20 protein-coding genes and 1 pseudogene are annotated in these 21,241 nt (G+C 73.1%); 9 read left to right on the plus strand and 12 right to left on the minus strand.

Annotated features, from left to right (window positions below; genetic code table 11):
* Positions 1-153 precede the first annotated feature (153 nt).
* Positions 154-1,656, plus strand: a complete 1,503-nt coding sequence (locus tag ACFYWL_RS19480) for an aldehyde dehydrogenase family protein (RefSeq protein WP_386974547.1) — start codon at positions 154-156, stop codon at positions 1,654-1,656.
* 44 nt (positions 1,657-1,700) lie between these two features.
* Here the strand turns inward: ACFYWL_RS19480 and nucS are convergent, their stop codons facing one another.
* A complete protein-coding gene (gene nucS / locus ACFYWL_RS19485; RefSeq protein ID WP_043966085.1) occupies positions 1,701-2,360 on the minus strand; it encodes an endonuclease NucS in 660 nt (219 codons plus the stop codon).
* A 71-nt stretch (positions 2,361-2,431) separates the two neighbouring features.
* Between nucS and ACFYWL_RS19490 the strand changes: the two genes are divergently transcribed.
* On the plus strand, positions 2,432-3,049 hold the full coding sequence (locus ACFYWL_RS19490; RefSeq protein WP_386974549.1) for a DUF4126 domain-containing protein: 618 nt from the start codon (positions 2,432-2,434) through the stop codon (positions 3,047-3,049).
* A 73-nt stretch (positions 3,050-3,122) separates the two neighbouring features.
* Here ACFYWL_RS19490 and ACFYWL_RS19495 read toward each other — a convergent pair whose 3' ends face one another.
* A complete protein-coding gene (locus ACFYWL_RS19495; protein ID WP_386974551.1) occupies positions 3,123-3,737 on the minus strand; it encodes a hypothetical protein in 615 nt (204 codons plus the stop codon).
* 551 nt (positions 3,738-4,288) lie between these two features.
* On the opposite strand from ACFYWL_RS19495, the gene ACFYWL_RS19500 reads away from it, so the two are divergent.
* Together ACFYWL_RS19500 and ACFYWL_RS19505 are read left to right on the plus strand one after the other, a co-directional pair.
* Positions 4,289-5,284: a polysaccharide deacetylase family protein gene (locus tag ACFYWL_RS19500; RefSeq protein ID WP_386974553.1), complete on the plus strand. Its 996-nt coding sequence runs from the start codon at positions 4,289-4,291 to the stop codon at positions 5,282-5,284.
* A gap of 127 nt (positions 5,285-5,411) precedes the next feature.
* On the plus strand, positions 5,412-5,708 hold the full coding sequence (locus tag ACFYWL_RS19505; protein ID WP_386974555.1) for a DUF1540 domain-containing protein: 297 nt from the start codon (positions 5,412-5,414) through the stop codon (positions 5,706-5,708).
* A gap of 75 nt (positions 5,709-5,783) precedes the next feature.
* Here ACFYWL_RS19505 and ACFYWL_RS19510 read toward each other — a convergent pair.
* A pseudogene (locus ACFYWL_RS19510) lies at positions 5,784-7,789 on the minus strand (protein meaA).
* Between the two features lie 96 nt (positions 7,790-7,885).
* Between ACFYWL_RS19510 and ACFYWL_RS19515 the strand changes: the two are divergent.
* The 3 genes from ACFYWL_RS19515 (at position 7,886) to ACFYWL_RS19525 (ending at position 10,548) form a co-directional block, all read left to right on the plus strand.
* Positions 7,886-8,734, plus strand: coding sequence for an ABC transporter ATP-binding protein (locus ACFYWL_RS19515; protein ID WP_386974557.1), 849 nt, complete (start codon positions 7,886-7,888; stop codon positions 8,732-8,734).
* Complete coding sequence (locus ACFYWL_RS19520) at positions 8,731-9,579, plus strand: ABC transporter permease (protein ID WP_386974559.1); 849 nt, start codon at positions 8,731-8,733, stop codon at positions 9,577-9,579. The genes ACFYWL_RS19515 and ACFYWL_RS19520 overlap by 4 nt, the downstream gene beginning before the upstream one ends.
* Before the next feature lie 189 nt (positions 9,580-9,768).
* Positions 9,769-10,548 (plus strand): alpha/beta hydrolase, encoded by a 780-nt coding sequence (locus tag ACFYWL_RS19525; protein WP_386974664.1) that lies wholly within the window; start codon positions 9,769-9,771, stop codon positions 10,546-10,548.
* A gap of 97 nt (positions 10,549-10,645) precedes the next feature.
* Here ACFYWL_RS19525 and ACFYWL_RS19530 read toward each other — a convergent pair whose 3' ends face one another.
* Together ACFYWL_RS19530 and murA are read right to left on the minus strand one after the other, a co-directional pair.
* On the minus strand, positions 10,646-11,494 hold the full coding sequence (locus tag ACFYWL_RS19530) for a 3-hydroxyacyl-CoA dehydrogenase family protein (RefSeq protein ID WP_386974561.1): 849 nt from the start codon (positions 11,492-11,494) through the stop codon (positions 10,646-10,648).
* A 188-nt stretch (positions 11,495-11,682) separates the two neighbouring features.
* The gene (gene murA / locus ACFYWL_RS19535) at positions 11,683-13,119 is read right to left on the minus strand and encodes a UDP-N-acetylglucosamine 1-carboxyvinyltransferase (RefSeq protein ID WP_386974563.1); all 1,437 of its coding nucleotides are present in this window, start codon (positions 13,117-13,119) and stop codon (positions 11,683-11,685) included.
* Between murA and ACFYWL_RS19540 the strand changes: the two genes are divergently transcribed.
* Positions 13,118-13,690, plus strand: a complete 573-nt coding sequence (locus ACFYWL_RS19540) for a cob(I)yrinic acid a,c-diamide adenosyltransferase (protein WP_386974565.1) — start codon at positions 13,118-13,120, stop codon at positions 13,688-13,690. The two genes, murA and ACFYWL_RS19540, sit on opposite strands and share 2 nt — an antisense overlap.
* A gap of 286 nt (positions 13,691-13,976) precedes the next feature.
* Here ACFYWL_RS19540 and ACFYWL_RS19545 read toward each other — a convergent pair whose 3' ends face one another.
* Together ACFYWL_RS19545 and ACFYWL_RS19550 are read right to left on the minus strand one after the other, a co-directional pair.
* Positions 13,977-14,675, minus strand: coding sequence for a response regulator (locus ACFYWL_RS19545; protein WP_386974567.1), 699 nt, complete (start codon positions 14,673-14,675; stop codon positions 13,977-13,979).
* Entirely contained in the window at positions 14,672-15,844 is a 1,173-nt protein-coding gene (locus ACFYWL_RS19550) for a sensor histidine kinase (RefSeq protein ID WP_386974569.1), read from the minus strand. The genes ACFYWL_RS19545 and ACFYWL_RS19550 overlap by 4 nt, the downstream gene beginning before the upstream one ends.
* A gap of 162 nt (positions 15,845-16,006) precedes the next feature.
* Between ACFYWL_RS19550 and ACFYWL_RS19555 the strand changes: the two genes are divergently transcribed.
* Positions 16,007-16,594 carry a class I SAM-dependent methyltransferase gene (locus tag ACFYWL_RS19555; RefSeq protein ID WP_386974571.1) on the plus strand — a complete coding sequence of 196 codons (588 nt, stop codon included), beginning with the start codon at positions 16,007-16,009 and terminating at the stop codon, positions 16,592-16,594.
* Between the two features lie 43 nt (positions 16,595-16,637).
* On the opposite strand, the gene ACFYWL_RS19560 is transcribed toward ACFYWL_RS19555, so the two are convergent.
* The 5 genes from ACFYWL_RS19560 to ACFYWL_RS19580 form a co-directional block, all read right to left on the minus strand.
* Positions 16,638-17,093: a DUF2550 domain-containing protein gene (locus ACFYWL_RS19560; RefSeq protein WP_386974573.1), complete on the minus strand. Its 456-nt coding sequence runs from the start codon at positions 17,091-17,093 to the stop codon at positions 16,638-16,640.
* A 12-nt stretch (positions 17,094-17,105) separates the two neighbouring features.
* A complete protein-coding gene (locus tag ACFYWL_RS19565) occupies positions 17,106-17,390 on the minus strand; it encodes a F0F1 ATP synthase subunit epsilon (protein ID WP_077938542.1) in 285 nt (94 codons plus the stop codon).
* A gap of 125 nt (positions 17,391-17,515) precedes the next feature.
* A complete protein-coding gene (locus ACFYWL_RS19570; RefSeq protein WP_386974575.1) occupies positions 17,516-18,661 on the minus strand; it encodes an LCP family protein in 1,146 nt (381 codons plus the stop codon).
* A gap of 213 nt (positions 18,662-18,874) precedes the next feature.
* Positions 18,875-20,311, minus strand: coding sequence for a F0F1 ATP synthase subunit beta (atpD, locus tag ACFYWL_RS19575; protein ID WP_386974577.1), 1,437 nt, complete (start codon positions 20,309-20,311; stop codon positions 18,875-18,877).
* A complete protein-coding gene (locus ACFYWL_RS19580; protein WP_386974579.1) occupies positions 20,311-21,240 on the minus strand; it encodes a F0F1 ATP synthase subunit gamma in 930 nt (309 codons plus the stop codon). Before ACFYWL_RS19580 ends, atpD begins: the two co-directional genes overlap by 1 nt.
* Position 21,241: the final 1 nt, after the last annotated feature.

The following is a 21,241-nucleotide window of genomic DNA, read 5'->3' on the forward strand; positions in this document are numbered from 1 at the left end:
CCGTTAGCCGGTTCGGCTTTCCGGGCCACGCACCAGGGCCGTCGGCCCCGCGCCGGGGACCGACACCGGGGCCGTCGGCTCCGCGCCGGGGACCGGTTCCGGGCGGACCCCGCACACCTACCGACCAGTAGCTTCGGGGTCTAGACTTCCGCCATGACGGCTGTTCGTGTCCCGGGTGCCCCGATCATCTCAGACGGGCGGCTGGTCTCCACCAGCCCCGCCACCGGGGCCGAGGTGGGCCGGTTGCCCGTCGCCGCCGGGGCCGACGTCGCGCGCGCGGTCGAGCGGGCCCGCGAGGCGGCCGGCTGGTGGGCGGGGCTCGGCTTCACCGGCCGCCGGGCACGGCTGCTGCGCTGGCGGGGCGTCCTCGCCCGGCGGATCGAGGAGCTGGCCGAGCTGATGCACGCCGAGGGCGGCAAGCCCGTCCCGGACGCGATCGTCGAGGTCCTCACCGCCATCGAGCACGTCGACTGGGCCGCCCGCAACGCCGGCCGGGTGCTCGGCCCGCGCCGGGTGCGCTCCCGGCTCATCCTGGCCGAGTTCTCCGGCCACCTCGAATACCAGCCGTACGGGGTGGTCGGCGTCATCGGCCCGTGGAACTATCCCGTCTTCACCCCGATGGGCTCCGTCGCGTACGCGCTCGCCGCCGGCAACGCGGTCGTGCTGAAGCCCAGCGAATACACCCCGGTCGTCGGCCAGTGGCTGGTCGACAGCCTCGCCGAGGTGGTGCCCGAGCAGCCCGTCCTCGCCGCCGTGCACGGCCTCGGCGACGTCGGCGCGGCCCTGTGCCGCTCCGGGGTGGACAAGCTGGCCTTCACCGGCTCGACGGCCACCGCCAGGAAGGTGATGGCCGCCTGCGCCGAGACCCTCACCCCGGTCCTGCTGGAGGCGGGCGGCAAGGACGCGATGATCGTCGACAGCGACGCCGACCTGGACGCCGCCGCCGAGGCGTGCGTCTGGGGCGGGCTCACCAACGCCGGCCAGACCTGCATCGGCATCGAGCGGGTGTACGCCGTCGAGCCCGTCTTCGACGCGTTCGTCGGCAAGGTCGTGGAGCGGGCCGGCCGGCTGACCGTCGGCGCCGACGGGTCCGACATCGGCCCGATCACCATGCCCGGTCAGCTCGACGTGATCCGCCGGCACATCGACGACGCGCTGGCCCGGGGCGGGCGGGCGGTCCTCGGCGGCGTCGACGCGGTGCAGCCGCCGTACGTGCGCCCGACCATCCTGGTCGACGTGCCGGAGGACTCGCTCGCCGTCCGCGAGGAGACCTTCGGCCCGACGCTGACGATCAACCGGGTCCGCGACGCCGAGGAGGCCGTCACCCGCGCCAACGCGCTGCCGTACGGCCTGGGGGGTTCGGTCTTCGGCCGGCGACGGGCCGTGGCCATCGCGCGGCGGCTGCGCTCGGGGATGGCCGCGGTGAACTCCACCCTGACCTTCGCGGGGATGTCCACCCTGCCGTTCGGCGGGGTCGGCGAGTCCGGCTTCGGCCGCATCCACGGCGAGGACGGGCTGCGCGAGTTCGGCCGCCCCAAGGCGGTCACCCGCCGCCGGGCCCGGTCGCTGCTGCCGGCGATGACCTTCGAGCGCACCCCCGCCGACGTCGCCCGCCTGGTCAAGGTCACCAAGCTGCTGTACGGCCGCAGGCGCTGACCCGGCGGCGCAGCCGCCCGCCCGCTCCCGCTCAGAGCTCCCGCTCAGAACAGAGTCAGCTCGTCGCGCTCGATGCCGCGCAGCTTGTCGTAGTCGACGACCACGCACCGGATCCCCCGGTCCGTGGCCAGGACGCGGGCCTGCGGCTTGATCTCCTGGGCGGCGAAGACGCCGGTGACCGGGGCGAGCAGGGGATCCCGGTTCATCAGTTCGAGGTAGCGGGTGAGCTGCTCCACCCCGTCGATCTCGCCGCGCCGCTTCACCTCGACGGCGACGGCGCCGAGGTCGGCGTCCCGGCAGAGCAGGTCCACCGGCCCGATCGCCGTCATGTACTCCCGGCGCACCAGCGTGTAGCCCTCGCCCAGCGCCGTCGGGTTGGCCGCCAGCAGCTCCTGGAGGTGCGCCTCGACGCCGTCCTTGCGCAGGCCGGGGTCGACGCCCAGCTCGTACGAGGTGTCCTGGAAGACCTCCTCCAGGGTGATCCGCAGCTCCTCGCCCGCCTTGTTGACCACCCGCCACACGCCGGGGGCCTCCTCCAGCCGGCAGGGCGGGCTCATCCAGTTCAACGGCTTGTACGCCCGGTCGTCGGCGTGGATCGACACCGACCCGTCCGCCTTCACCATCAACAGGCGTGTGGCCAACGGCAGATGCGCCGAGAGCCGTCCCACGTAGTCCACCGAGCACTTCGCAATCACCAGCCGCACCCGACGAGGGTAGCCCAGACCCCGGCGTCCGCCGCCGAGCGGCACTGGCGCGCCGGTGCCATGCTGAGACGGTGTTCGAAGTCCTCACGGGTACCGGGCTGGCCGCGTCGGCCGGCCTGAATGCCTACATCCCCCTGCTGACCATGGGACTGCTGGCCCGCTACACCGACCTGATCGACCTGCCCACCGGCTGGCAGTGGCTCGGCAACGGCTGGGTCGTCGCCATCCTCGCGGTGCTGCTCACCGTCGAGGTCGTCGCCGACAAGGTGCCGGTGCTCGACCACGTCAACGACGTCGTACAGACCGTGGTCCGGCCGACCGCCGGCGGCCTGGCCTTCGGCGCGGGCGCCACCTCCGAGACGGTCACCGTGAGCGACCCGGGCAGCTTCTTCTCGTCCAACGACTGGGTGCCGGTGGTGACCGGCGTGCTCATCGCGCTCGGCGTCCATCTGCTCAAGTCCGCCGCCCGCCCCGTGATCAACGCGACCACCGCCGGCTTCGGCGCGCCGGTCGCGAGCACCGCCGAGGACGCCACCAGCGTCGTCATGTCCCTGGTGGCGATCGTCCTGCCGGTGCTGGTGCTGGCCTTCCTGCTCGGCCTGGCCGCCTTCACCGTCTGGTTTTTGCGCCGCCGCCGGGACCGCCGCCGCGAACGCCAGGCCGCCCGCGCCGCCGGCTACCGCGTCTGATCGGGTACGCCCCGCGCAACCGCCGCCGGCCGGGCCCCGTCATCGGGGCCCGGCCGGCGGCATGTGCGGTGTGTCAGCTGTTCCAGTGCTGCGTGACGAGGTCGGCGGCCTGCTGCTCCCACTGCGCGTACGCGTCGGGGTACGCCGACACCTGCACCGTCTGGGCGGCGTCGGTCAGGGCCATGTCCTGCCAGCCGTCGACCTGCCTGAGGCCCTTGAGGAACGCCGTCGTCGCATACTCGGGGTCGGTGATCTGCTCCGGGCTGCCCCAGCCGCTGGACGGGCGCTGCTGGAACAGGCCCAGCGAGTCGTGGTCGTTGCGGTCACCCAGGTGACCCAGGTTCTCCAGCTTCGACTCCTGCAGGGCGGTGCCGATCGAGATCACCGCGGCCCGCTCGTCCAGGCCGGCCTTCTTCGTGGCGGCGATGATCGCCTTCACGTTGGCGGTCTGCTCGGCGTCGAGGTCGATGCGCGACTGCGCGCCCTGCACACCGTGCGGGATCAGCTTGCCGCTGTCCACGCCGGCGGGCTTGTCGGCCTGCGTGACGGCGACCGACCGCGCGTCGACAGCACCAGCGTCGGCACCGGTGTCGGTGGTGGTGTGGTTCAGGGGGCCAGCGGCGAGGCCGCCAGCGAAGGCGAGTCCGGCGATGCCGAGGACGCTCTTGCGCAGGATGGTCGTGTTCATGGGGGTGACTCCAATCCGGGGGTTCGACACCGGCCCGCGGGGGGGGCGGGCGGGTGTGAGCACCACGTCGAGGCGCCCGAACAACAAAGCAAGAGGGGGGAAGAAGGGGGACGGCCGCCCTTGCGGCGGCGGGCCAGGGGGACCGGAGGCCGGCGGGTCCGGGATGTGGCAACCGGGGGCTGGCCGGTCCGGGTGTAACGACCGGGGGCCGGCCCGCATTCCGGGGGATGACGACACCGGGCCCGGGGCCTGCCGGATCGCAGCGATCCGGGGGCCCGCTTCGGTCGTCCCGGGGGCCCGCTTCGGTCGCCTGCTTCGGTCGTCCGTCAGGTGTAACGACCCCGGCCCCGCCGGGATTCCGGCCCCGGGGTGCCGCCGGTCACCCCCGCCCCGCCCCGTTGGGCCGGACAATCCGCCCATCCCGGCCCAGGGGTGACGGGATGTCGGGGAGATGGCGGTATCCGGCGCGCGGGATGCCCCCACCTGCCCGACATCCCACCGGGCGGCGGGGCGGGACAGCCGACGGGCACCCGCCAAGAGATCATCTTCCGGTGCCCGCACAGAACTCTCGCGTACCCCTGATCGCGACGCTCGCCGCCCTGGCCGGCGTCGCCGTACTCCTCGTCGCGCCCGCGCCGTCGGACGCGCCCGGCCACGCCGCCATCGGCCGGGTGCCCACGACCACAACACCCGCCGCCACCGACGGGGAGGACCGGCCGGGCCAGGGGACGAACCGACCGGCCCCGCCGGTGTCGGCATCCGGGCGACCGGGGGATCCCTCGCGGCCGGGCCGAGGCGGACGGACCGACGAGCCCGGCCCGGGGCCCTCGGCCACGGCCCTCCCCGGCGCGAGCCGCACCGACCGGCGGCCCCCGGTGGTCGACCACGGCCCGCGCGTCGGCGACCTGGTGGCGCTGACCTTCGACGCGGACATGACGGACGCCATGCGGTACCAGTTGCGCAGCGGGGCGGTCCGGTCGTACGCGAACCTGGCGATCATCGACCTGCTGGAACGGGAGCGGGTGCCGGCCACCTTCTTCCTGACCGGCAAGTGGGTCGAGGAGTATCCCGGGGTGACCCGCCGGCTGGCCGCCAACCCGCGCTTCGAGCTGGCCAACCACACGTACGGCCACCTCGCCTTCACCGCCGACTGCTACCAACTGCCGACGATCCCCCGGCAGCGGATGGCCGCCGACGTGGCGCGGACGTTCGACGTGATCGCCCCGTACGGCGGCCGGCAGACCCGCTACTTCCGCTTCCCCGGGCTGTGCCACGACCGCGCCGCGCTGGCCGAGCTCGCCCCGCTGGGCGTGACCGTGGTGGACGGGGACGTCATCAGCGGCGACCCGTTCGCCAAGTCCTGGCGACCGGTCGTCGACGCGGTGCTGTCCCGGGTACGCCCCGGCTCGGTCGTCGTCCTGCACGTCACCGAGGCGAACGCCCCCATGACCGACGAGGCGCTGCCGCGCATCCTGGCCGGGCTGGCCGAGCGGGGCCTGCGGCCCGCCCCGCTCTCCGAGGTGCTGGGGGCGACGCCGGCCGGCTGACCGGTGGCCCGATCACGACCGGCTGGCCGATCACGACCGGCTGGCCGGGGACGGCCGATCACCGGCGACAAAACCGGCAAAAGCCTAATATCGGATGGGAGCCCGCGAGAACCAAGAGGAGGTCGTCATGACTACGGCGATGGAGATGCCCCGCGTCCAGGAGTGCGTGGTCGCGGCCTGCGCCTACAACCACACCGGCGACTGCCACGCGTTCGCCATCACGATCGGCAGCACCGATCACGCGCACTGCCACACGTTCGTCGAGATGCCGGTCCGGGGCGGCATCGACACGATGATCGCCCAGGTGGGCGCCTGCCAGCGCTCGGACTGCCGGCACAACTCCGACCTGGAGTGTCACGCCCCGGCGATCCGCGTCGGCCCGGACAACGACATGGCCGACTGCATGACCTACGCCAGCCGCTGACGCGGCGTCGCGCGCCGGCGGGCTGTTTTGCAGGGGACCCCTGTACAACAGAATGCGTTAACAGGGGGCCCTTCCTTACAAGCCGTTGGCGTGGCGGACCACCGTCACCAGGTCGTCGACGATGCCGGTCAGCGCGAAGTCCTTCGGCGTGAAGACCCGGGCGACGCCGGCCGCCCGCAGCGCGTCGGCGTCGCCGGCCGGGATGATGCCGCCGACCACCACCGGCAGGTCGCCCCGGCCGGCGGCGCGCAGGCCGTCCAGCACCGCCGGCACCACGGCCAGGTGCGAGCCGGAGAGCACGGACAGGCCGACGAGGTCGACATCCTCCTCCACGGCGGCGGCGACGATCTGGCCGGCGGTCAGCCGGATCCCCTGGTAGATCACCTCGAAGCCGGCGTCGCGGGCGCGCACCGCGATCTGCTCGGCCCCGTTGGAGTGCCCGTCGAGGCCGGGCTTGCCGACCAGCAGCCGCAGCCGGCCACTGCCCAGCTCCCGGGCGGTCGCCGCGACGCGCTCCCGCACGGCGGCCAGGCTCGCGTCGCCGCCCGCCCCGGCGCCGCCGGCCAACCCGGTCGGCGCGCGGTACTCGCCGAGGACCCGCCGCAACGCGTCGGCCCATTCGCCGGTGGTCACCCCGGCCCGCACACACTCCAGCGTCGCCGGCATCAGGTTCGCGCTGGTCGCGGCGTCCGCGCGCAGCCGCCTCAGTGCCGCGTCGACCGCCGCGCCGTCGCGTCCGGCCCGCCATTCGCGTACGGCGGCCACGGCCGCCGCCTCCGCCGCCGGGTCGACCTGCTCGACGGCGTCGGCGCCGGCGGCGGTCAGCGGCGACGGCTCGGTCTCGGTGAACCGGTTGACGCCCACCACCGTGTCGGCGCCGGACTCCAGCCGGCGGCGGCGCTCGGCCAGCGAGGCGACCAGCGCGCTCTTGAGGTGCCCGGACTCGACGGCGGCCACCACGCCGCCCATCCCCAGCACCGTGTCCAGTTCCGCCCGCGCCCCGGCGACGATGCCGTCGACCAGCGCGGTCATCACGTGCGAGCCGGCGAACAGGTCCGGATACTCCAGCAGGTCCGACTCGTACGCGAGGACCTGCTGCATCCGCAGCGACCACTGCTGGTCGAAGGGGCGGGGCAGGCCCAGCGCCTCGTTCCAGGCCGGAAGCTGCACGGCGCGGGCGCGGGCGTCCCGGGACAGGGTGACGCCGAGCATCTCCAGCACAATGCGCTGGACGTTGTTCTCCGGCTGGGCCTCGGTCAGCCCGAGCGAGTTGACCTGCACCCCGTACCGGAAGCGGCGCTGCCTCGGGTCGGTCACGCCGTACCGGTCGCGGGTGATCTCGTCCCAGAGCACGCCGAACGCGCGCAGCTTGGCGGTCTCCTCGACGAACCGCACCCCGGCGTTGACGAAGAACGAGATCCGGGCGACGACGTCGCCCATCCGCTCGGGCGGCACCTGCCCGCAGTCGCGCACCGCGTCGAGGACTGCGACGGCGGTGGCGAGGGCGAAGCCGACCTCCTGCACGGGCGTCGCCCCGGCCTCCTGGAGGTGGTACGAGCAGACGTTCACCGGGTTCCACCGAGGCATCTCCCGCAGGGCGTACGCGACCAGGTCGGCGGTGAGCCGCAGCGACGCCGCCGGCGGAAAGATGTGCGTGCCCCGGGACAGGTACTCCTTGATGATGTCGTTCTGCGTGGTGCCGGCGCAGCGGGCCAGCTCCGCGCCCTGCTCGGCGGCGACCGCGCCGTAGAGGGCGAGCAGCCACATGGCCGGCGCGTTGATCGTCATGGACGTGTTCGTGTCGGCCAGCGGGATGCCGTCGAAGAGGGCCCGCATGTCGCCGAGGTGGGCCACGGGCACCCCGACCCGGCCGACCTCGCCGGCCGCCAGCTCGTGGTCGGGGTCGTACCCCGTCTGGGTGGGCAGGTCGAAGGCGACCGAGAGGCCGGTCTGCCCCTTGGCCAGGTTGCGGCGGAAGAGGGCGTTGCTCGCGGCGGCCGAGGAGTGCCCCCCGCGTAGGTGCGCATCACCCAGGGTCGGTCGCGCTCGGGCAGCCGGCCGGCGGGGGCCTTCTCGTCCATGACCGGAGTTTAAGTTACCGTTCAGTAAAGCGGGTTGTGCAAAACCACACAGGCCCGCGTGCCCGCCCGCTCCGCCCAGGTCGCACACTTGACGGCATGGATGACGAGCTGGCGATCTCCGTCCGGGGGCTGCGCAAGGCGTACGGCGACAACGTCGCGGTGGCGGGCGTGGACCTCGACGTCCGGCGGGGTGAGGTGTTCGCGCTGCTCGGCCCGAACGGGGCGGGCAAGACCACCACGGTGGAGATCCTGGAGGGCTACCGGCGACGCGACTCCGGCGAGGTCCGGGTGCTGGGCAGCGACCCCGCCGCCCCCGCTGCGGACTGGCGCTCCCGGGTCGGCATCGTGCTCCAGGGCACCGGCGAGTTCGACGAGCTGACCGTCGGCGAGGTGGTCCGGCACTTCTCGGGCTTCTACCCCGACGCCGACGACCCGGCGAAGGTCGTCGAACGGGTCGGCCTCGGCCCGAAGGCGAAGGCCCGCACCCACACCCTCTCCGGCGGGCAGAAGCGCCGCCTCGACGTGGCGCTGGGCATCATCGGCCGCCCCGAGCTGCTCTTCCTCGACGAGCCGACCACCGGCTTCGACCCGGAGGCGCGGCGCGAGTTCTGGGAGCTGATCCGGGACCTGGCCGCCGCCGGCACCACCATCGTGCTGACCACCCACTACCTCGACGAGGCCGAGGCGCTCGCCGACCGGGTCGGGGTGATCGCCGCCGGCCGGGTGATCGAGGTGGCCCCGCCGAAGCTGCTGGGCAACCGCCAGGAGTCCCTGGCGACGGTCTCCTGGCGTACCCCCGAGGGGTCGGCGGAGAGCGCGCAGAGCGCGACGCCGACGGCCCTGGTCGCCGAGCTGGCCGCGCGCTACGGCGGCGAGGTGCCCGGCCTCACGGTGACCCGGCCGACCCTGGAAGACGTCTACCTGACCATGATCGGACACCGATGACGACCACGACGAAGCCGGCGGCCCCGGCCACCGCCGCCGCGGCGGCCCGCCGGCCGGGCGCGGGCGCGCTAGCCCTGCGCCAGGGCCGGCTGGAGATCACCCAGTTCCTGCGCAGCCGGGAGTCCGTCGTGTTCACGATGGGCTTCCCGATCATCATGATCCTGATCTTCGCGGCGATCTTCAGCGACGAGATCGCCCCCGGGGTGAGCTACACGCAGTACTTCATCACCGGCATGATCGCGACCGGCCTGATGACGGTCAGCTTCCAGAACCTGGGCATCTGGATCCCGATCGAGCGGGACCGGGGGGTCCTCAAGCGGTACCGGGGCACGCCGATGCCGAAGTGGGTGTGGTTCGCCGGCAAGGTGATCATGGTGGTGGCGGTCGGCGTCGCCGAGACCGCCCTGCTGCTCGCCGTCTCGGTCGCCCTGTTCGACCTGGAGCTGCCCGGGACGACCGGCAAGTGGCTCACCTTCGGCTGGGTCTCCGTCCTCGGGGTCACCGCGTGCACCCTGTGCGGCATCGCGATCTCGTCGCTGGCCCGCACGGCGCGCAGCGGCTCGGCCGTGGTCACCCCGGTCGCCCTGATCCTCCAGTTCATCTCCGGCGTCTTCTTCGTCTTCACCAACCTGCCGACCTGGATGCAGCAGGTGGCGGCGCTGTTCCCGCTCAAGTGGATGTGCCAGGGCCTGCGCTCGGTCTTCCTGCCGGACAGCTTCGCCGCGCAGGAGCCGGGCGGCTCGTTCGAGCTGGGCCGCGTCGCCCTCGTGCTGGCCCTGTGGTGCGTGATCGGCCTGGTCCTCTGCCTGACCACCTTCCGCTGGACGACGAAGCGCGACGGCTGAGGCGGTGCAAGGAAGGGCCCCCTGTTAACGCATTCGGTAGAGAGGGGCACCCCTCTCACCCCGGGCCCGCAGGCGCGCGCCCCGCGCCCGAAGGGGCGTGGGCGGGGCGGCCAGGGCTGGGCGGGGCTGGGCTGGGCTGGGCTGGGCTGGGAGACTGTGCCGGTGGTGGCGCGACTGAGCCGGCGAGGGATGCTGCTGACCGGGGGCGGCGCGGTGGCGCTCCTGGCCGTGGGCGGTGCCGTGGCGGCCCGGGAGGCGACCCGCCCCCGCCAGGGGCCGGCCCCCGAGCTGCCGGACGCCCCGGCCGGCGACGAACGGCTGCTCGGGCGTCAGTCGGCGGCCCGGGGCCGTACCGTCGACTTCTGGACGGCCGTGCCCGCCGGTCACGGCGACGGGCGGGGGCTGCCCGTCTGCCTGGTGTTGCACGGCGCGTCGGCCACCCCGCGCGACTACGCGCGCTTCGGGCTCGCCCGGTTCCTCACCGACGCGGTGCGCCGGGGCACGCCGCCGTTCGTTCTCGCCGGGGCGACCGGCGGCCGGCTCTCCTGGCGGCCCGCGGGGGCCGACGACCCGCAGCGGATGGTGCGCGAGGAGCTGCCGGCCTGGTGCGCCGAGCGCGGCTTCGACACCGGCCGGGTCGCCGCCTGGGGCTGGTCGATGGGCGGCTTCGGGTCGCTGCTGCTCGCCGAGACCTTCCCCGGCTGGCTGCGCGCGGTGGCCGCCTTCTCCCCCGCCGTACGCGCCGGGGACGCCGTCTTCACCGGCGCGGCCCGGCTGCGGGGCACCCCGGTCGGGCTCTGGTGCGGCCGGCAGGACGGGCTGCTGGGCGAGGTGCAGGCGCTGGCCCGCGCCCTGCCCGAGCCCCCGGTCCGGGCCGAGTACGCCGACGGCCGGCACGACTTCACCTACTGGGGACGGGTCGTCCCGGACGCCTTCGCCCTGCTGGGCGCCGCTTTGGCCCGCCCCTGACGGCACGCCGCCACCGGCTGCCGGCCCCGAAGGCGGGCGCGCCCCGCAGGGCTGCCGGCCCCCGCAGGCGCGGGCCCGCGGGGGCGGACGTCACCCGTCAGTACGTGTAGAAGCCCTTGCCCGTCTTGCGGCCCAGGTCGCCGGCGGTGACCATGCGCTGGAGCAGCTCCGGCGGGAAGAACTTCTCGTCGGCCGTGTCGGTGTAGATGTTCTTCGAGGCGTGCATGAGCACGTCGACGCCGGTCAGGTCGGTGGTCGCCAGCGGCCCCATCGCGTGGCCGAAGCCGAGCTTGCAGGCGGTGTCCAGGTCCTCGGCCGACACCACGCCGGACTCGACCAGCTTGACCGCCTCCACGACCAGCGCGGCGATCAGCCGGGTGGTGACGAAGCCGGCGATGTCCCGGTTCACCACGACGACGGTCTTGCCGATGCCCTCGGCGAACGCCCTCGCGGTGGCCAGGGCCTCGTCGCTGGTCTTGTAGCCCCGGACCAGCTCGCACAGCTTCATCATCGGCACCGGCGAGAAGAAGTGCGTGCCGACGACCGACTCGGGGCGCTCGGTGACGGCGGCGATCTGGGTGACCGGGATGGCCGAGGTGTTGGTGGCGAGCACCGCGTCGGCCCTGCACAGCTTGTCCAGGGCCCGGAAGACCTCGTGCTTGATCTCCAGCCGCTCGAAGACCGCCTCCACGACGATGTCCGCGTCGGCCACCGCCTCCAGGTCGGTCGTCGGGGTGATCCGGTCGAGCGTGGCGTCCACCTCTCCCGGCTCGATCTTGCCCTTCTCGGCGAACTTCTCCAGCGACTTCCGGATGCCGGCCAGTCCGCGCCCGGTGGCCGCGTCGTCCAGGTCCCGCAGCGTCACCTGCCATCCCGCCTGCGCCGCCACCTGGGCGATGCCCGAGCCCATCAGCCCGGCCCCGACAACTGCGAGTCGACCCGCCATCTGCTTCTCCCTCGCCTGATTGAGTGCCTTGCAGCACCCTAGCGGCGACACTGAACGAAGACTAAGCCGAGGGCCGCGCGGGCGCGCGGGCTGGGACGCGGGCCGCGCGGCGCGCGCCGGGGCATGGGCCGCGCGGCGCGCGCCGGGGCATGGGCCGCGCGGCGCGGGCCGGGCACATCCGGGCGCGCTCAGATCTCCAGGGCCGGTTCCTCCGGTACGCTGCCCCGCTCGACCTCCACGCCGAGCGCCCGCAGGTCGGCGACGAAGTCCGGGTAGCCACGGTCGACGTGGTGCACGTGGGAGACCTCGGTGACCCCGTCCGCGCAGAGCCCGGCGATGATCAGCCCCGCGCCGGCCCGGATGTCGGTGGCCCGTACGGGCGCGCCGGAGAGCCGGTCCCGGCCCCGCACGACGGCGTGGTGGCCGTCGGTCTTGATGTCCGCGCCGAGCCGCATCATCTCGTTGGCGAACATGAACCGGCCGTCGAAGATGTTCTCGGTGATCAGGGACGCGCCGTCGCTCACCGCGGCGAGGCCGATCGCCATCGGCAGCAGGTCCGTGGCGAAGCCCGGGTAGGGCAGGGTGACCACGTCGACGGAGGTGGGCCGGTCGGCCATGCGTACCCGGAAGGCGTCGCCCCGGGTCTCCACCAGGCCACCGGCGCAGACCAGCTTGTCCAGCGCGACCTCCAGGAAGCCCGGGTCGATGCCGGTCACGGTGACGTCCCCCCGGGTCATCGCGGCGGCGAACGCCCAGGTCCCGGCGACGATCCGGTCGCCCACCGTGGCGTGCCGCACCGGCCGCAGCTCGGGCACCCCCTCGATGTGCAGGGTGGAGGTGCCCTCCCCCTCGATGCGCGCGCCCATCCGGATCAGCATCGAGCAGATGTCGACGATCTCCGGCTCCCGGGCCGCGTTGTCGATCACCGTCGTGCCCTGGGCCAGCACGGCGGCCATCACCAGGTTCTCGGTGGCCCCGACGCTGGGAAAGTCGAGGACGATGTCCGCGCCGTGCAGGCCGTCCGGGGCGGCGGCGATGACGAAGCCGTGCTCGCCGGAGATGTCCGCGCCCATCCGGGTCAGCCCGGCGATGTGCATGTCCAGCCCACGGGAGCCGATGGCGTCCCCGCCGGGGTGGGCCACCCGGACGTACCCCCGGCGGGCCAGCAGCGGGCCCAGCACGCAGATGGACGCGCGCAGCCGGCGGACCAGGTCGTAGTCGGCCTCCGCACCGGGCCGCTCGGGCACGTCGATGGTGACCGACCGGGACCGGGCCACGCCGCCCCGGGCCACCATCGGGTCGACCGGCTCGTCGGCGTCGAAACGGACGCCGCAGCCCAGCCGGCGCAGCACCTCGCCCATGATGGCGATGTCGGTGATGCGCGGGACGTTGGTGATCACGCTGCGGCCGGGGGCGAGCAGCGCGGCGGCCATCAGCTTGAGGGCCGAGTTCTTCGCCCCGACCACGTGCACCGTTCCCGCGAGGCGGGCGTCACCGGCGACGCGGATGACGTCGACGTCGTTGACCGCCGGGTCGCCGGCGTCACCGGGGCCGAGCCCGGCGGGTCGTGCCGGAGCCGGTCGGGCGGGGATCGTCAGGTCCGGTATCCGTAGGCTGTGCGTCATGGCCGTCCACCTCACGCGCATCTACACCAAGGCCGGCGACGCCGGCATGACCAGGCTGAGCAACAACGAGCAGGTGCCGAAGACCGATCCGCGGATCGCCGCGTACGCGGACGTGGACGAGTGCAACGCCGCGATCGGCGTCGCGCTCGCCCTCGGCCAGCTCGACGACGAGCTGCGGGCGGTGCTCGGGTCGATCCAGAACGACATGTTCGACGTGGGCGCCGACCTGTCCACGCCGGTGGAGCCGGACCCGAAGTATCCGCCGCTGCGGGTCACCGAGGAGTACGTGGAGCGCCTCGAAGGATGGTGCGACGAGTTCAACGCACGCCTGGGCAAGCTCGACTCCTTCATCCTCCCCGGCGGCACCCCGGGAGCGGCGCTGCTGCACGTGGCACGGACGATCGCCCGGCGGGCCGAGCGGGCGGCGTGGGCGCTGGTCGCGCACGACCCCGACCGGACCAGCACCCTCCCGGCAAAGTATCTCAACCGGCTCTCCGATCTGCTCTTCATCCTGTCAAGAACGGCGAATCCGGCGGGCGACGTGCTATGGGTCCCGGGCGGCCAACGCTGAGCGTCCCCGCCGGGGCCCCGCACCACGTCGAGGTCTGGGTGCCGGAGCTGACCGAGGTGGTCCGCCGCCGGGGCTGACTGCTGGGCGAACTGGGCCGCCACCCGGCCCAGGGCTGGGCCACCGGCCGGTCCTGGCGGCCCGACCCGACGTACGTCGTGCCGGCGGAGTTCCCACGACCACCCAGCCAAAACCACCCCACCCCTGCCCCGCCGCCACCGTCCCGAGGCCCTGAGCGGCCGACCGCGACTCTCATCGCGGCGGGTCGGGGGCGGGGGAGGAGAACGGGTCAGCGGGTGGTGGTGTCGGCGACCGGGTTGAAGTCGTCGTCGACCAGGCCGAGGCGGTGGGCGACCACCGCGGCCTGCACCCGGTTGCGCAGTTCGAGCTTCTCCATCGCCGCCGAGACGTGGGTCTTGACCGTGGTGATGCCCAGATGCAGCCTTGTCCCGATCTCGGCGTTCGACAGCCCCGCCCCGACGAGCGCGAGGACCTCGCGCTCCCGGTGGCTGAGCAGCCGCCGCGCCGGCTCCGGTGGGCGGGCCGTGGGGCGGTGCTCCCGGTCGTGGGCGGCTATCGCCCGCCGGACGATCCGTGCCAGCACGGGCGGGGCGAGCAGCGGCTCACCCCGGACAGCCCGCCGGACCGCGTCGATCAGCTCCTCCGGCTCCCCATCCTTGACCAGGTAACCGATCGCTCCGGCGCCCAGCGCGCCGTAGACGTTCGCGTCGTCGACGAAGGTGGTGAGCGCGAGCACCCGCACGCCCGGCTGCCGGTCCACGATCCGGCGGGTCGCTTCGATGCCGTCGAGGCGCGGCATCCGCAGGTCCATCAGCACCACGTCCGGGCGCAGCCGCTCGGCGAGCCGGACCGCCTCCAGGCCGTCGCCCGTCTCGCCGACCACCTCGAAGCCTCCCGCCGTACGCAGCAGCAGGCCGACCCCGGCCCGGACCAACGCCTGGTCGTCCACCACGAGCACTCTGATCATCCGTTCTCCCTGATCGGCAACGCGACCCGCACCTGCCAGCCTCCGCCCGACGTGGCCGCGGCGGTGAGCGTGCCACCGAGCAGACCAACCCGCTCCCGCATGCCGCTGAGCCCGTAGCCGGACGGGGGCAGCGCGGGCTGGGGCTGGACCGGGCCGCTGTCCCGCACCACGATCAGCAGGACCCCGTCGTCGGCGCGGACGTCGACCGAGGCGATCGCGCCCGATCCGGCGTGCTTGAGCGTGTTGGTCAACGACTCCCGCACCACCCTGGCCGCCGTGGTGCGAACCACCAACGGCGCGGCGGCGAGCGCGGCCGAGACGGTCACCCGGACGGCGATCCCCGCCTCCCGCACCCGCCGCTCGGCGTCGCGGATCATCTGCTCGGGCTCGACCTGCGAGCCGCCCGAATCGACGGCCTCCGGGTCGCGCAGCACCTCCAGCAGCTCCCGCAGCTCGTCCAGCACCTGCCCGGCGGTTTCCCGCAGCTCGCCGAGCGCAAGCACCGCCTCGTCCGTGTCGCCGGTCTGCTGCACGGCGTACCGGGCCGAACCCGCGCGCAGCGCGATGGCGGCGACGTGGTGGGCGACGATGTCGTGCAGGTCGCGGGCGAGGCCGGCCCGCTCGGCCAGCCGGGCCGCGTGGGTCTGGATCTCCTGCCGCGCCTCGGCGTCCCGGGCACGTTCCTCGGCGATCCGGGCCGTGCCGCGCACACCGCGCAGATACCGGCCGAAGGCCACCGGCGCGGCGGCAGCGCCGCCCAGCATGGCCAGCCGCAGCGCGCCCAGGCTGCCGGAGAGCGTCGCGGAGCCACCGAGGGCGCGGACGTCGGCCACGGTCGCCGCGAGGAAGAGAGTGAACGCGGCGGCGGTGGCCGGCCAGCCGGCTCGGTAGGCGACGAAGCCGAGCGCGAGCGCCGCCGCCAACTGCGCGACACCGGAGCCGTTGACGGTGACCGTGCCGGCCGCCAACATCAGCGCGCACTCGCCGAGCAGGACCAGCCACGGCAGGCGCCGCACGCCGATCAGGCCCAGCCCGGCCAGGACGGCGATCACGGGGGCCCAGCCCCCGCCCGTCGCGCCCGGCTCGCCGGACCGCGTGTTCGCCAGGCCCAGCCCGGCCGCGACCAGGCCGAGCAGCAGCTCCGGCCACCAGCCGCGTCGGTCCGTCACCCGCTCACCATACGGAGCCGGCACGCCCGAACGGTCCTCCCGATGGTCGCCCCTCCTCCTCCGGATGGCCGGCGTACCGGCCTGCCGCGTTCCTCCGGCAGGACGCCGGAGCGACCGCCGGCAGGACGCCGTCGGCGTCACCCCGCCCTAGCGTCGGGCGGCATGACAGACGCACCGACCTTCCTGCGCCAGTTCGTCCAACACCCACGCCTCGTGGGCGCGGTCCTCCCCAGCGGGTCGGCCCTGGCCCGGGACGTCACCGCCTCGGTGCCCCGGACGGGGCACCCGGTGGTGGCCGAACTGGGACCCGGCACGGGTGCGTTCACCCGGGCCGTGCAGCAGCGGCTGGCCGGACGGGGCCATCATCTGGCGATCGAGCTGAACCTGGAGTTCGCCGACCGGCTCGCCCGCCGGCACCCGGAGGTGGAGGTGGTACGCGGCGATGCCGCGGCGCTCGCCGGCCTGTTGGCGGACCGGGGCCACCCGTACGCCGACGTGGTGGTCAGCGGTCTGCCGTGGGCGGCGTTCGCGGCCGACCGGCAGCGGGCCGTGCTGGACGGCGTTCTCGCCGGGCTGGGCCCGGCGGGGGTGTTCACGACGTTCGCCTACTGGCACGCGCTGTCCATCCCGCCCGCACGGCGGTTCCGCCGGCTGCTGGAGAGCCGGTTCGAGGAGGTGGTGGTGGGTCGGACGGTCTGGCGCAACGCGCCGCCGGCGCTGGTCTATCACTGCCGCCGCCCGGTGCGCTGACGCCCCCGCGGGTCCGGCCCTCCAGGCGGGTGGCTGCCCGGCGTCAGGCGGCGGGCCAGTCCTGGGGGGCCAGACGTGGCGAGGCCGCCCCGGGCGGGGCGGCCTCTAGCCAGGACAGGAAGCCCGTGACGGTGGAGCGGGCCATGGCGATCTCCACCGGGACGTGGCGACTGGTACAGCGCAGGATCACCCAGTCGGCAGGCATGGAGAGGCGCTCCTGCCCCTCGGGCAGCCGGCGTCGCTCCACGAGCAGCGTCTTGCGGGAGAGCACCCGCTTGGGGCGCAGGGCGAAGCTGAACATCCGGTACCACCGGAGTTCGTCACCGGCGAACCGGCCGAAACCGGGCGACCAGCCCCGCCCGTCGAGCACGGTGGTCACCCGGACGCTGAGCCGGATGATCCCACCGCTGCGGGTGACCAGCGCGCGCCGGAGGAAGAGGACGAACAGGGCCACGAGCACCGCGGCGACGCCGATTCCGATCCCTTCCACGATCTGCATCGGCGGGGCGGCTCAGCGGCTCTGCGCGGCGGAGACCGGGGTGGCGCTCTCGGCCAGCACGGTGACGCCCTCGCGGCTCACCGAGAGGAAGCCGCCGGCCACCTCGTACGAGACCTGCTCGCCACCGGGAAGCTTGATGCGGACCTGGCCGGGCTCGGCGAGCTGCCCCAGCAGGGGCGCGTGCCCCGGCAGCACACCCAGCTCACCCTCGGTCGTGCGGGCGACGACCATCTCGGCCTCGCCGGACCAGACCTTCTCCTCGACGGCTACGAGCTCGACGTGAAGCTGCTGTGCCACGCTGTCTCCTTGCTGCGGCGGCGGATTGCCGAAAGTCTAGTCGCGCCCGTCGCGGGCCCCCAACGCGGGTGGCGTAAGCTGCGCCACCCGCGCCTGACGAGCGCTCCGTTCGGCCCGGGGAAACGCTACTTCGTCTTGTTCCGGAAGTCCGGATGCTCCAGCAGGAAGGCGTCGAGCTGTTCCTTCTTCAGGGCGGTGAAGAAGTCCTCGGCCTCGGGCCGCAGCCGCTCGCCCCGGTACGCCGAGCCGGTGCCGATGTTCTCCCCCGGCAACTTGATCAGCTCGACGTTGTTCGAGCGGATGCCCTTGAGGGCGATCGCGAAGTCGACCACGCTGTTGCCCCGGCCGTTGAAGATCAGCGACTGCCCGGCGGCCCGGATCACCTTGTCCAGCTTGATCGGGTTGGTCACCACGTCGGCGCTGAACGCCTGGTCGACCATCGCCTTGATGAACTGCTGCTGGTGCCGCTGCCGGCCGTAGTCGGCGTCCGGAACGCCGTTCTTCGGGTACCGCTGCCGGACGTAGTCCAGCGCCTGCCAGCCGCTGAGGTGCTGGTTGCCCTTCTTGTAGACCGCCTGCGGGCCGATGTAGCCCTCGCCGTACGGGTTGCCCTTGCGGTGCACCCCGCTCGGCTCGCGGTGCTCCGAGCGCACCTCGCGCTCGATGTACATGTCGACGCCGCCCATCGCGTCGACGATCTTCTGGAAGCCGGTGAAGTTGATGATCGCGCCCGCGTCGAAGCGGTCGATGCCGGTCACCTGCTGCACGGTCTTGGCCAGCAGCTCGAAGCCCCGGGCCGCGTCGGGATTCTGCCCCGGCACCCGGCTGCCGTACGACATGGCGGCGTTGAGCTTGTCGGTGCCGCCGTTGAATTCCGCCTTGCTGAACCTCGGGATCTCGACCCGCAGGTCCCGGGGCAGGGAGAAGAGGTACGCCCGGTCCAGCTCGCTCGGGATGTGCAGGACCATGATCGAGTCGGCCAGCGGCGGGGTCTTCACGTCGCGCGGGTCGATGCCGACCAGCAGGATGTTGAGCGGGCCCTTGATGTCGCTCTTGCGCTCCTGGGCGCCGGCGGCCTGGTCGCCGAACAGGTCGCCCTTGCCCACCGCGCCCTCGTAGCGGGCCATCAGCGCCTCGTAACCAACCAGCACCGCGCCGCTGAGCAGCATGAGCACGGACCCGAAGACCGTGCACACCCGCGCCCAGCGGGGCACCCGCGACCACGCCGAAGGTTTCTTCCTGCCGCCCTTGCCGGCCTTACCCACGAGCATCTCCGTTCGTCACGCCCACGACTTGGAGACGGGCGTACGCAGCCGAAAAGTTGCAACGATGTTCACTCGTCCGGGGGACGGCGTGAGTCGACGGTACCTCGCGTTCGACGGAGCCGCCGATCAGCAACCGGACAGCGGAGATCATAGGGCCTGCAGATGAACGAGGGCCGCCCCGGATGTTTCCGGGACGGCCCTCGACAGTGTGACGTGCGTCTAGCTCTTCATCAGCTCCGCGGCCTTGCGCTCCAGGTCCTCCAGGCCACCGCACATGAAGAACGCCTGCTCGGGGAAGTGGTCGTACTCACCCTCGCTGATCTTCTTGAACGCCTCGATGGTCTCGGCGATCGGCACCGTCGAGCCCGGCACGCCGGTGAACTGCTCGGCGGCGTAGGTGTTCTGCGACAGGAAGCGCTCGATGCGCCGCGCGCGCTGCACGGTGATCTTGTCTTCCTCGGAGAGCTCCTCGATGCCGAGGATGGCGATGATGTCCTGCAGGTCCTTGTACTTCTGCAGGATCCGCTTGACCTCGGTGGCCACCGCGAAGTGCTCGGCGCCGACGAACTCCGGGGCGAGGATCCGGGACGAGGACGCCAGCGGGTCCACGGCCGGGTAGATGCCCTTGTCGGAGATCGACCGCTCCAGGTTGGTGGTCGCGTCGAGGTGGGCGAACGTGGTGGCCGGGGCGGGGTCGGTGTAGTCGTCCGCCGGCACGTAGATCGCCTGGAGCGAGGTGATGGCCTGGCCCCGGACGGAGGTGATCCGCTCCTGGAGCTCGCCCATCTCGTCGGCCAGGGTCGGCTGGTAACCCACGGCGCTCGGCATCCGGCCCAGCAGGGTGGACACCTCGGAACCGGCCTGGGTGAAGCGGAAGATGTTGTCGATGAAGAGCAGCACCTCCTGCTTCTTCACGTCGCGGAAGTACTCCGCCATGGTCAGCGCGGACAGGGCGACGCGCAGCCGGGTGCCCGGCGGCTCGTCCATCTGGCCGTAGACCAGCGCGGTCTTGTCGATGACGCCGGACTCGGTCATCTCGGCGATGAGGTCGTTGCCCTCACGGGTGCGCTCACCCACGCCGGCGAACACCGACGTGCCGCCGAAGTTCCGGGCCACCCGGGTGATCATCTCCTGGATGAGCACCGTCTTGCCCACGCCCGCGCCGCCGAACAGGCCGATCTTGCCGCCCTTGACGTACGGGGCGAGCAGGTCGATGACCTTGATGCCGGTCTCCAGCATCTCGGTCTTCGGCTCCAGGTCCGCGAAGGCCGGGGCCTTGCGGTGGATGCCCCAGTGGTCGTCGGGGCTGAGCGTCTCGCCCTCGGTGAGGTTGAGGCACTCGCCGATGGCGTTGAAGACGTGGCCCTTGACGGTGTCGCCCACCGGCACGGTGATCGGCGAGCCGGTGTCGCGCACCTCGGCGCCGCGCACCAGGCCGTCGGTCGGCTGCATCGAGATGGCGCGGATCAGGTTGTCACCCAGGTGCTGGGCGACCTCCAGGGTCAGCGTCTTCTCGCCGCCGGAGAGGCTCACGTCCACGTTCAGGGCGTTGAACAGGGTCGGCATGGCGTCGCGCGGGAACTCGGCGTCGACGACCGGGCCGATGACCCGGACCACGCGACCGGTGGCCGTCTTGGTCTGTACTGGGGCAGTCATCACACTTCACTTCCCGACGCGGCGAGCGCGTTCGCGCCGCCGACGATCTCGCTGATCTCCTGGGTGATCCCGGCCTGGCGGGCCGAGTTCATCTCACGCGTGTACTTCTCGATCATCTCTTCGGCGTTGTCGGTGGCGCTCTTCATCGCCCGCCGACGCGACGCCGACTCGCTCGCCGCCGACTCCAGCAACGCCGCGTAGATCCGCGTGTTGATGTACTTCGGCAGGAGCGCGTCGAGCAGCGCCTCCGCCTCCGGCTCGAACTCGTACGCCGGGAGCAGGCCCTCGGACCTGGGGCGGTCCTCGACCTGCATCGGGCCGATGACCTTCGCGACCGGGGTCTGGGTCATCAGGGAGTGGAACTCGGTGTAGACGATGTGCAGCTCGTCGATCCCGCGCACCCCGTCCGGCCCGGCGGAGCCGTCGGTGTCGTCCGCGCCGGCGGTGAACGCCTTGATCAGCGTCTCACCGACCTCGCGGGCGTCGGCGAACGTCGGCTGCTCCGAGAAGCCCGTCCAGTTCGCCTCGATCGGCCAGTCCCGGAACCGGTAGAACCCGACGCCCTTGCGCCCGATGACGTAGAGCACGGGCTCCTTGCCCTCGTCCCGCAGCCGGGCGATCAGCGACTGCGCGGTCTTGATCGCGTTGGAGCTGTAACCGCCGGCCAGGCCCCGGTCGGCGGTTACCAGCAGGACGCCCGCCCGCCGCACCCGCTCGCGCGGGGTGAGCAGCGGGTGGTCGATCCGGGCGTTGGACGCCAGCGCGGTGAGCACGCCGGTGATGGCCTGGGCGTACGGCAGGGACGCCTCCACCCGGGCCTGGGCCTTGGCGATCCGGCTCGTCGCCACGAGCTCCATCGCCTTGGTGATCTTCTTCATCCCCTTCGCCGAGCGGATCCGTTGACGAAGAACGCGTACCTGGGCCGCCATG

Source organism: Micromonospora sp. NPDC002575 (genome assembly GCF_042889525.1).
Classification (GTDB): domain Bacteria; phylum Actinomycetota; class Actinomycetes; order Mycobacteriales; family Micromonosporaceae; genus Micromonospora; species Micromonospora carbonacea.